Annotated in this window: 10 protein-coding genes; 9 read left to right on the top strand and 1 reads right to left on the bottom strand. The window is 59.5% G+C overall.

From position 1 onward, the window contains the following. The first annotated feature begins 302 nt into the window (after window positions 1-302). From PVA19_RS04455 to mobB, 6 genes are all read left to right on the top strand, one after another. A complete protein-coding gene (locus PVA19_RS04455; RefSeq protein ID WP_274101332.1) occupies window positions 303-1,292 on the top strand; it encodes a carbon-nitrogen hydrolase family protein in 990 nt (329 codons plus the stop codon). A gap of 275 nt (window positions 1,293-1,567) precedes the next feature. Further along, a complete protein-coding gene (gene moaA / locus PVA19_RS04460; protein WP_113225846.1) occupies window positions 1,568-2,617 on the top strand; it encodes a GTP 3',8-cyclase MoaA in 1,050 nt (349 codons plus the stop codon). 148 nt (window positions 2,618-2,765) lie between these two features. Beyond that, window positions 2,766-3,668, top strand: a complete 903-nt coding sequence (locus PVA19_RS04465; protein WP_062424276.1) for a DMT family transporter — start codon at window positions 2,766-2,768, stop codon at window positions 3,666-3,668. Then, on the top strand, window positions 3,665-4,891 hold the full coding sequence (locus tag PVA19_RS04470; protein WP_274101336.1) for a multidrug effflux MFS transporter: 1,227 nt from the start codon (window positions 3,665-3,667) through the stop codon (window positions 4,889-4,891). The genes PVA19_RS04465 and PVA19_RS04470 overlap by 4 nt, the downstream gene beginning before the upstream one ends. After that, on the top strand, window positions 4,888-5,520 hold the full coding sequence (gene mobA / locus PVA19_RS04475) for a molybdenum cofactor guanylyltransferase MobA (RefSeq protein ID WP_274101337.1): 633 nt from the start codon (window positions 4,888-4,890) through the stop codon (window positions 5,518-5,520). The genes PVA19_RS04470 and mobA overlap by 4 nt, the downstream gene beginning before the upstream one ends. Next, entirely contained in the window at window positions 5,517-6,038 is a 522-nt protein-coding gene (mobB, locus tag PVA19_RS04480; RefSeq protein WP_112519640.1) for a molybdopterin-guanine dinucleotide biosynthesis protein B, read from the top strand. Before mobA ends, mobB begins: the two co-directional genes overlap by 4 nt. Before the next feature lie 51 nt (window positions 6,039-6,089). Here mobB and PVA19_RS04485 read toward each other — a convergent pair whose 3' ends face one another. Next, a complete protein-coding gene (locus tag PVA19_RS04485) occupies window positions 6,090-7,646 on the bottom strand; it encodes a peptidoglycan DD-metalloendopeptidase family protein (protein WP_274101339.1) in 1,557 nt (518 codons plus the stop codon). Window positions 7,647-7,993: 347 nt separating this feature from the next. Between PVA19_RS04485 and PVA19_RS04490 the strand changes: the two genes are divergently transcribed. From PVA19_RS04490 to PVA19_RS04500, 3 genes are all read left to right on the top strand, one after another. Beyond that, window positions 7,994-8,929, top strand: coding sequence for a LysR family transcriptional regulator (locus PVA19_RS04490; protein WP_274101340.1), 936 nt, complete (start codon window positions 7,994-7,996; stop codon window positions 8,927-8,929). A gap of 134 nt (window positions 8,930-9,063) precedes the next feature. Next, window positions 9,064-9,543: a formate dehydrogenase subunit gamma gene (locus tag PVA19_RS04495; RefSeq protein ID WP_274101341.1), complete on the top strand. Its 480-nt coding sequence runs from the start codon at window positions 9,064-9,066 to the stop codon at window positions 9,541-9,543. Continuing rightward, a complete protein-coding gene (locus PVA19_RS04500) occupies window positions 9,540-11,096 on the top strand; it encodes a formate dehydrogenase beta subunit (RefSeq protein WP_274101342.1) in 1,557 nt (518 codons plus the stop codon). Before PVA19_RS04495 ends, PVA19_RS04500 begins: the two co-directional genes overlap by 4 nt.

Raw genomic sequence — 11,096 nt, forward strand, 5'->3', positions numbered from 1 at the left:
GCTATTGCGTCAGCCCCCACTATGCAGAAGGCTAAAGACGTTGCTCGGCTTCATCCAAAATGACAGCCACTGGGTATCTACAGAGAGAATAAATCCGGCTCTTTCCACTTTTGTAGACAGCTTGACGAATCGAGGGTCACTGGACATCTTGATCTCGGCGTGGCCTGCGCCCAACCTCTCAGACCTTCCCCAGCATGGTCTTCAACCGAGGCAAAGGGACTTTCGTCTCGGGTCGCTCATCTTGGTCCGATCGTGCCGGATGGTTGCTGGGGAACCCTGTCCGGGACGTGAAAGGCTAGATCATGACCCAGAATGGAAATCTCAAACGCCGCGTGCGTGCCCGTGCCGCAAAAACCGGCGAATCCTACACCGCCGCACTTCGTAATATCCGCCAGCAGCCAGGCCGTCCCGAACTCCGGTCGCTGCGGTTGGCTGTGGCACAAACGTCTCTCTTCGACGATCCTCGCGATGTATCGGCACTTCGCGCCAGTGGAGCGGAGATGCGTCGCCTCATGCGTGATGCCCATCAAGCAGGGTCTCGCCTGCTCCATTTTCCGGAGGGCACAACCTGCTGGCCCGGCAAGCGCATCATGTCCGAAACGGGGCCGCGCTCCATCGGGCCTTCCGATTGGACACGCTTCCAATGGGACGTGCTGCGCGAGGAACTGGAGGAAACCAGGAGACTGGCCGGCGCACTCAAGCTTTGGATCGTGTTTGGGTCCGTTCATCGCCTGACTTCGCCGCATCGACCACACAACAGCCTATATGTCGTTTCCGATCATGGAGAGTTGGTGACGCGCTATGACGAGCGCCTTCTCTCGAACACGAAAATCTCCTTCATGTATTCACCCGGCAGGAACCCCGTGACGTTTGAGGTCGATGGCGTGCGCATCGGGTGCGCGCTGGGCATGGAGGTGCATTACCCGGAAATCTTCGTTGAGTACGAAACGCTTGGGGTCGACTGTGTCCTGTTCTCCACCGCAGGAGGAACACCGTCCGGAGCTCCCGCATTCGCGGCAGAGGCTCTAGGCCATGCTGCGAGCAACAGCTACTGGATCAGCTTCTCCACGCTCGTGCCTCAAAGTCCGGGTGCTCCCTCCGGTATCGCTTCGCCGGACGGGCAATGGGCGGTTCAATGCCCCATCGATGGTCAACCTGCCTTTGCGGTCACAGAAATCCAGACGAACCCTGAAGGTCTTGCGCGGTCATGGCGGAAACAGGTTCGCAACAACCTTTACGCGCCGCACCAGATCGAAGGTGATCTAAGGAGCGATGAGCGAAGCTTGTTTTGATTGAACAGTGGCTCGGGGACGGTCGGTCAGCGATCGCTTTCAAAACGGGCAGATTCGTCAACGGACACTGCATCCGGGCTCTCTGTGTTAGATGATCACAGACTTTCGAGTGGATGGCCGGAGCGTGAAGGTGCCCTCGATCAAGCCCGCGCGCTCGGCCTTTTCCAAGTGGGCGTGGCGGGACAGCAATCGATTGTGATCCAACAACGGTCAATCCAAGCGCAATTACGGAGTTTCGACTTGACGTTAGCCAGTCGCATCCCCAGACTCTGGACATGAACAGCGTCACCGGTTTTCCCTCAACGGCAAGTCCGCTCTCTGAAGTCAGGGCTCCCATGATCGACCCCTTCGGTCGGGCGGTCACCTATTTGCGCGTCTCGGTGACGGATCGCTGTGATTTTCGCTGTACCTATTGCATGTCGGAGCACATGACCTTTCTGCCGAAGAAGGATCTGCTGACGCTCGAAGAACTCGACCGGCTCTGTTCCGCCTTCATCGCCAAGGGCGTGCGCAAGCTGCGCCTGACGGGCGGTGAACCCCTTGTGCGCAAGAACATCATGCATCTCATCCGCAATCTCGGTCGCCACGTAGAAGCGGGCCGGCTGGATGAGTTGACGCTGACCACCAATGGCTCGCAGCTTGCCGCTCATGCTGCCGAACTTTACGATTGCGGCGTGCGCCGGATCAATGTGTCGCTTGATACGCTCGATGCGGAGAAGTTCCGACAGATCACCCGTTGGGGTGATTTCTCCAAGGTGATGGCCGGTATTGACGCGGCTCTTGCGGCAGGCATCAAGATCAAGCTCAATGCAGTAGCGCTGAAAGACTTCAACGAGCACGAAATTCCTGAACTCATGCGTTTTGCCCATGCGCGGGGCATGGATCTTACGGTCATTGAAACCATGCCGATGGGCGAGATCGAGGAGGACCGCACCGATCGCTATTTACCGCTATCGGACCTTCGTGCTTCGCTCGAAGAGCGCTTCACGCTCATCGATATTCCGTTCAAGACGGGCGGACCCGCACGCTACGTGGAAGTGAAGGAAACTGGTGGACGGCTCGGCTTCATCACGCCGATGACGCATAATTTCTGCGAGAGCTGCAACCGCGTCCGCATTACCTGCACCGGCACGCTCTATATGTGCCTCGGTCAGGACGATGCGGCGGATCTGAGAACGCCGCTTCGCGCCTCCGACAGCGACGCGCTTTTGTCTCAGGCGATCGACGACGCGATCCTGCGCAAACCCAAGGGTCACGACTTCATCATCGATCGGAATCGCAAGCGTCCCGCTGTCGCCCGCCACATGAGCGTCACCGGCGGCTGATTCTTCCGCTAGCTTATTATTTGATACCCTTACATTAAATGGATTGAATTCGTCCGCTCACCATGCCACGACTTTGGGACAGGAGGAGTGAACGGAGTCGCCTCGCTGCGGAAGGCCCGCATCGCGACCTCGTTCTTGGGATGGCATCATGGCATTGACGGACAATACGCGCGGAGCGCTGCTCATGGCTCTGGCGATGGCCAGCTTTACGGTCAACGACGCCTTCACCAAGTCCGTCACGCCCTACATCAATATCGGACAGATCCTCTTCGTTCGCGGCGTTATGACCTGCGTTCTGGTTTACGTGATTGCGCGCCATATGGGCGCGCTGCGCCCGCTCAAGACCATGTTGCGCCCCGTCATCCTGATGCGTTGTCTCTGCGAGATTTCGGCCTCCATCCTTTACCTCAAGGCGCTCAGCATGATGCAGTTCGCCAATGTGGCGGCCATCATGCAGTCCCTCCCCCTTGCGGTGACGCTCGGTGCAGCACTTTTCTTGAAGGAGCCTGTGGGCTGGCGACGCTGGACGGCGATTTTGGTCGGCTTTCTTGGAGTCCTTGTTATTCTTAGACCCGGCCCGGAAGGTTTTACCTCCGGCGCACTCCTGGTGCTGGGTGCGATGTTCGTCACCGCCGGACGCGACCTCTTGACCCGGCGCATGTATGCAGATGTTCCCTCCATGGCCGTCACCATGACAACCACCGTCGTCAACACCTTGTTTGGTGCGGCGCTGATCATGCCTTTCGGTGGCTGGCAGCCAATGGACACCTACGTCTGGTCGCATCTCGTGGCAGCCGCCTTGCTGGTCGTGATTGGTTATCAGGCGGTCATCACGGCAATGCGCAGCGGTGACATCTCCTTCGTCGCACCCTTCCGCTACACCAGCATGATCTGGGCCTTCTCGATCGGCTTTTTCTTCTTCGGCGATCATCTGGATGTCTGGACGCTGTCGGGCACGGCCATCATCGTCGCCTCCGGTCTCTACACATTCTACCGCGAAAGCCGGCGTCACCGTGCGCCGATCGCCAAGCAAGCGATAGGTATCGAATGAACAAGGCGCGCTTTCTCGATCGCTCGACCCCACCGCATGTGATGACACTCGTTCTGGTGGCCGGTGTTGCAGCACTCAGCATGAATGTCTTCCTGCCGTCGCTTGCGGCAATGTCGGTCTATTTCGGCACTGATTATGCCGTCATGCAGTTTGCCGTCTCAGGCTATCTCGCCGCCACTGCCGTGCTTCAACTCGTGATCGGACCGCTGTCCGATCTCTTCGGTCGCAGACCGGTTATGCTCGTCAGCATCGTGCTGATGATTGTCGCCACGCTGATCTGCACATTCGCGCCGAACATCACCGTCTTCATGATTGGCCGCGTTCTGCAGGCGGCTATTGCCTCGGGTTTCGTGCTGGCAAGAGCCATCGTTCGCGACATGGTGCCTGCCGAGCAGGCAGCCTCGATGATCGGCTACGTCACCATGGGCATGTCGGTGGTGCCTATGGTCGGGCCCACCGTCGGTGGCTTTCTCAATGATCTCGCCGGCTGGCAGGCAAGCTTTGCCTTTGTCGGCCTGTCGGCGGTGGCGGTTCTGCTGCTCGTCTTTTTCGATATGGGCGAAACCAACCGGCAGAAATCTGCAAGTTTCGCAGCCCAGTTCCAGGCCTGGCCGCAGCTTCTTCGCTCCACCCGTTTCTGGGGCTATGCACTGACCTGCACGCTCTCCTCCGGCCTGTTTTTCGCCTTCCTCGGCGGCGCGCCTTTCGTCGGCAGCGTGCTCTACGGGCTGACGCCAGCGGTGCTGGGCATGCAGTTCTTCTTCATGGCGACAGGATATATGCTGGGCAACTTCGTTTCCGGCCGCTACGCCAGCCGCATCGGCATCCCGGTGATGATGCTGGCTGGCAATGTGATCGCGCTTGTCGGCATCGTCGTTGCATACCTGCTCCTTCATCTTGATCTCGGCAGCCACTATGAGTTCTTCATTCCGCTCGCGCTCATCGGCGTCGGCAACGGCGTGACACTGCCGAGCGCCAATGCCGGCATGGTTAGCGCCCAGCCCCATCTGGCAGGCTCCGCCTCCGGACTTGGAGGCGCGCTGACGATTGGCGGTGGAGCGATGCTTTCCGTTGTCGCCTCGTCTCTGCTATCGGAGGAAGCTGGAACGACGCATCTGCTCCTCGTCATGCTGGTGAATGGCGTGCTTGCCGTGGCGACAAGCGCTTATGCGGGCAGACAGGAGCGCCGCCACGCGCAGCGTCTGCTAAGAGGTGAGGCATGATGAAAACCGCACGCTCCCTTCCTGGCCTGATTCTGGCCGGCGGTCTTTCGCGACGCATGGGCTCCAACAAGGCTCTCTGTCCCTTCGGCGAGCGACACCTCCTGCACCACGTCATTGATAGACTGGCGCCACAGATTTCGACGCTGGCGCTCAATGCCACCGGCGAGTGGGGCAAGGCCTTTGACCTGCCTCTCGTGCCAGATACCAAGATGGGTCATGCAGGACCTCTTGCCGGCGTTCTCGCAGGCTTGCAGCACTTTAGAGACCACCCATCTGGCGCGAGCCACATGTTGACGGCACCTTCAGACAGCCCGTTTTTTCCGGACGATCTTGCCTCGAAGCTTTTGGATCACCTACCGGACGAGAACACCATTGTCATCGCCGCATCCAAGGGACAGGTTCATCCCGTCTTTGCTCTCTGGCCGTTTGCTATCGTCGAGGATCTGGAGAACTGGCTTGCGGAGGACGACAACCGTCGCATCCGCAGCTTTCTGGCGCGCCACCCCACGATCGGCGTGTCCTTTCCACCAGTGGAAAGCGCCACCAGTTCCATCGATCCGTTTTTCAACATCAACACCCCGGAAGAGCTGTCGCAAGCGCAAACCTTCCTGAAGAGTCTCACTCCATGACGCGTCAAAAAGTGTTTGGCATTTCCGGCTGGAAAAACTCGGGCAAGACTGGGCTGGCAGTGCGCATCGTCACGGAGCTTACCGCGCGCGGCTACCGAGTTTCCACGATCAAGCACGCCCATCATGATTTCGACATCGACAAGGTGGGTGCGGATAGCTGGCGGCACAGACAGGCTGGCGCGCATGAGGTGACGATCGTTTCCGGCACGCGCTTTGCCATCATGCATGAGCTGCGCGGCGCGGCTGAACCCTCTTTCGAGGAAATCCTCGCGCGCATCGCGCCCTGCGATCTGGTTCTGATCGAAGGCTATAAATACGAGCCCGTGCCGAAAATAGAGGCCCGTCGGAAGGACGCCGCAAAGACGGACCCGCTGGCGCCGAGCGATCCGCATATCATTGCAATCGCTGCCGATCACTTGATCCCGGAAAGTACTCTCCCCGTTTTCGATCTCGATGACACAGGCGGTATCGCCGACTTCATCGAGGCGACGGTCGGACTTGAACGTCCATCAAAATGAAAAAGCCGGGCCTTCCGACCCGGCTTTTCCTTTACCTTGATACGCAAAACACTATTCAAGGAAAGAGGATGGGTTCACTGGCGTTGCGTCCTTACGGACTTCGAAGTGAACCTGAGGACGCTTGGCACTGCCAGTCATGCCGGAGGTGGCAATTGTCTGGCCGCGCTGAACCTTCTGGCCGCGCTGAACATCGAGGTTGGCAGCGTTGCCGTAAACCGTGACCTTGCCGTCGTCGTGACGCACCAGGACCGTGTTGCCGAGCTGCTTCAGGCCGTTGCCGGCATAGATGACAACACCGTTTTCGGCAGCCTTGATCGGCGTGCCTTCCGGAACGGAGATATTGATGCCGTCATTGCGGTTGCCATCGACATTCTCGCCGAAGCCGGAAATCACGGCACCGCGAACCGGCCAGCGATATTTGCCGATTCCGGTGGATTCCGGCGCGATCGACGCGACATCGGACTTCTTCTCGACATCGCTGACACTTGCTTCGGCAGCCGGCGCCTTCGGCACTTCTGTCTTGGCAACAGGTGTCTCGACAGCCTTTGCAGCCGCCGCGGGCGCAGCAGTCTCATGCGGCTTGACTGAGGCGGTCTTGATACCGTCTGTTCCAGCGGCTGGAATGGCGAGCGTCTGACCAATGCGAATACTGCCATCTGCAATGTTGTTGGCAGATTTCAGCTCGGCAACGGAGACGCCGTTTTCACGAGCGATCTTGGCAAGGCTGTCGCCCGGCTTGACCTTGTAGCCACCGGTTGGGGGCAGCGGCTTGCCACCTGGAGGGGTCAGCTTGCCGTTCTCAGCCGAAACCTTGTCGCGAGCAGCGCCCTGTGCGGGTAGGACAGCGAGGTTTTGTTCCTGACCACGGGTTGGAGCCGGGGCGTTGTTCTTGCTCAAATCGATATTGTTGGACGCAGCACGGGCAGCATTGGGTGTCTGACCAAAGCGCGGAATGACGATCGACTGACCAGGACGCGCAGCCGATGCACTCTTCAGGCCATTTGCCTGCAGGATTGCCTTCTCCGGCACGCCGTAGCGTCTGGAGAGCGTTGCGACGGTCTCGCCGGAATTCAGCGTGACCGAAGACGCGCCTTCCGTGTGCCAGCCATTATTGTCGCGCTTGACGGAGCCGGTCGACAGCGTATCGGCGCTGTTGTTCGCTGGCAGCCGCGCCGACGCCATGGAGGGCGCGCCGTTTGCGGTCGCAGATGGGAATGGCTGTGCCATGGCTTCGCGTCTCGTCGCAGGATCGCGGCTTGCTACCGGCGATGGAGCGGAGAGCTCGGCGCGCTGAACAGGTGCGGCAGAGGATGCCGAACGGGCCGTTGATGGCTGGACCGAACCATAGCCGCCATTCGAAGCCGGATAAGGCTGGTTCATGGCCGCGTTCTGGTTGCCATAACCGCCCTGCGGGGCGGCAGCATAACCGCCACCATTCATGTCAGCCTGGGGAACGGGCGCCTGACCATAGGCACCGGCACCGTTGCGCTGAGGAATGGACGCGGTCGTCATCTGGTCCGTATTGTTGCTGGAAAAGAGTCCGCTAAAGCGTGTCGCGTCCGAGCTGCAACCCGTTGCGACGCTTGCCAGCAATGCCGCTGCGAACATCTTTGCGATTGATTTTCCGGTTTTAGGCGAATGACTCATACGCATGACTCGATCTACACTGACGCAAACGCCGCATCGGAATCGATCCGGCTGAACAAACACTTGCAAGGCCCCTCTTCCGAAACGGAAAAACCATGCGTCGATGAGATGATTAAAGCGCGTTAGTGTTACCACGCCGTTAAAACGTTAAGCTCTTCGCATATTTTTTGATAATTCGATAACCATGCCGGCCTCGGCGATATCCAGCATGGGGCTCATCCGTCGCCAATGCATGGCCCTGCTTGATTCCCACCAGTTGACCGCGACCCCTCATCCGCGCCAAACCGGAATGGAGGGGAGGAACCACGATGATCGACAAGCTGGAATTTTTCATTGCTCTGGCCCGCGCGGAACATTTCGGTCGGGCAGCCGAAGAATGCCGCATCTCGCAGCCGACACTTTCGGCAGCAATCCGCCAGCTTGAGGATCAGTTGGGCGTCGTGCTGGTCGTGCGCGGGTCGCGCTATCAGGGGCTGACCCCGGAGGGCCAACGCGTTCTCGAATGGGCAAGGCGGATCGTCGGCGATGCTCGCACCATGCGCGAAGAGATGCGCGCAGCCCGAAAGGGTCTCGCGGGGCATATCAGGATCGCCGTTATCCCCACAGCGCTGGCCATGGTGCCAAAGCTGACCGAGCCTTTTCAGGCACGTCACCCCGATGTTACTTTCTCGGTCACCTCGCGGACGTCTCTGCAGGTTCTCAGTCAGCTGGAAAATCTCGAGATCGACGCGGGAATCACCTACCTGGACAATGAACCGCTGGGCCGGGTCACGACCGTTCCTCTTTATTCGGAACGCTACCACCTCATTACAGCAGCCGGAACGCCGCTTGCCGATCGCGAAGTTGTGACGTGGAAGGAGGTCTCCGGTCTTCGGCTTTGTCTATTAACACCGGACATGCAAAACCGTCGTATCATCAATGCGCATATGGCTGAAGCTGGCGTCCAAGCCAAGCCGACACTTGAATCGAATTCGATGATCGTGCTGTTTTCCCACATACGAACCGGTCATTGGGCTTCCATCATGCCACGTAACGTGGCGGAATCATTCGGTTTTCCGGAGCAGATCCGGATGATACCGATCTCCGAGCCGGATGCTGAACACTTGGTGGGATTGGTCGCAACCCATCGTGAGCCTCACACACCTCTCGTTTCGGCGCTTCTCCATGAAGCCAGATCCCGCGCGGCGGCATCCGCTTTTGATAGAAATTTTCTATCGCACAACGGGACGTCTTTATTGACCTGACGGATGCATTCTCGCCATCCTTCCCGAAAGCCAGATTGGAACACGCGCAACCTACGAGCACTCGGCTCCTCGGTATCGCGGGTTTCACGGAGATAAGTCTCTGTCTGTCTGGCGTCGGTTTGGGAGGACTGACCATGAACATTCGAGCGGTTGCCAGTACCGAGGCAAGCCGGATATCCGAAATCATCGATCACTGTCGCCACTTGGAAGGTCCGATGTTGCCTATCCTGCACCAGGTGCAGGTGGAGTTCGGCTATATTCCGGAAAGTGCCAAGCAGTTGATCGCCTCTGCGCTCAATGTCTCGCGCGCCGAAGTGCATGGTGTCATCACCTTCTACCACGATTTTCGCGACCACCCCGCCGGGCGCCACACCCTGAAACTCTGTCGCGCCGAGGCCTGTCAGTCGATGGGCGGCGACAGGCTTGCCGAACGCGCGAAAGCGAGGCTTGGCCTCGACTGGCACGAAACCGCACCCGATGGCTCCGTCACGCTTGAGCCCGTCTTCTGTCTCGGCCTCTGCGCCTCCGCTCCGGCGGCTATGCTGGATGGCGAGCTTTATGGTCGCGTGGATGAGCACTGTCTGAACGACATCGTGGCGGAGGTCAGCAAATGACCATCACCGTCTTCGTTCCCCGTGATGCGGCAGCCCTTGCTGTCGGTGCCGACAAGGTGGCAGCAGCCATCGAGCGAGAAGCCGTTTCCCGCGGCCATGATGTCCACATTGTCCGCAACGGCTCTCGCGGGATGCTCTGGCTGGAAGTGCTGGTCGAAGTACGGACGGACGCGGGTCGTGTCGCCTATGGTCCGGTCAAGGCATCTGATGTCCCGTCTCTTTTCGAAGCGGGTTTCCTCAATGGCGGCGAGCACCCGCTCGGCCATGGCCTGACAGAGGATATCCCATTCTTTAAAGGCCAGACACGCCTCACCTTTTCCCGCTGTGGCGTCACCGATCCTCTGTCGCTCGATGACTATCGCCAGTATCAGGGCCTGACCGGCCTGGAGAAGGCGATCGGGATGCCTCCTGCGGGCATCGTCCGACAGGTCACCGACAGCGGCCTTCGTGGACGCGGTGGTGCAGGCTTCCCGACAGGCATCAAATGGAAGACCGTCGCAGACGCTTCCGCTGACCAGAAATACATTGTCTGCAACGCCGATGAGGGCGACAGCGGTACCTTCGCAGATCGCATGATCATGGAAGGCGATCCCTTCGTCCTGATCGAGGGCATGGCGATCGCCGCAATCGCAGTCGGTGCGACCAAGGGCTACATCTACACCCGCTCCGAGTACCCGCATGCGATCGCCGTCATGGACGAGGCGATAAAGATTGCCCGCTCTGCTAGCATCCTCGGCCCTTCAGTGATGGGCTCGCCTCACGCCTTCGATATGGAAGTGCGCGTGGGTGCTGGTGCCTATGTCTGCGGCGAGGAAACCTCCCTCCTCAACAGCCTGGAAGGCAAGCGCGGTATCGTTCGGGCCAAGCCGCCACTTCCCGCCCTCCAGGGCCTGTTCGGCAAGCCGACCGTCGTCAACAACGTCATGTCGCTGGCTTCCATTCCGGTGATCATGGATTGCGGCGCGCAGTTCTATCGCGACTACGGCGTCGGTCGGTCCAATGGCACGATCCCGATCCAGCTCGCCGGCAACCTGAAACATGGCGGTCTGTACGAAGCCGCATTCGGCATGACGCTCGGCCAACTCGTCAACGAGATCGGCGGCGGCACCATTTCCGGTCGCCCGGTCAAGGCGGTGCAGGTGGGCGGTCCACTCGGTGCCTATTTCCCGCCATCGCTCTTCGACACGGTTTTCGACTATGAAGCCTTCACCGCCGCCGGCGGCCTGATCGGTCATGCTGGCATCGTCGTCTTCGACGACACCGTCGATATGCTGAACCAGGCGCGGTTTGCGATGGAATTCTGCGCGGTCGAGAGCTGCGGGAAATGCACGCCTTGCCGCATCGGCTCGACACGCGGTGTCGAGACTGCCGACAAGATCGCGCAAGGGATCGAGCCTGAAAAGAACCGCCAGCTTCTGGCCGATCTCTGCAACACCATGAAGTTCGGCTCGCTCTGCGCGCTGGGCGGCTTCACCCCCTATCCGGTGATGAGCGCGATGACGCACTTCCCGGAGGATTTCGCACCCAACCCACTTGTTGAAGCGGCGGAGTGA

Origin of the sequence: Agrobacterium sp. CNPSo 3708, assembly GCF_028674915.1 — a bacterium.
Lineage (GTDB): Bacteria > Pseudomonadota > Alphaproteobacteria > Rhizobiales > Rhizobiaceae > Agrobacterium > Agrobacterium cavarae.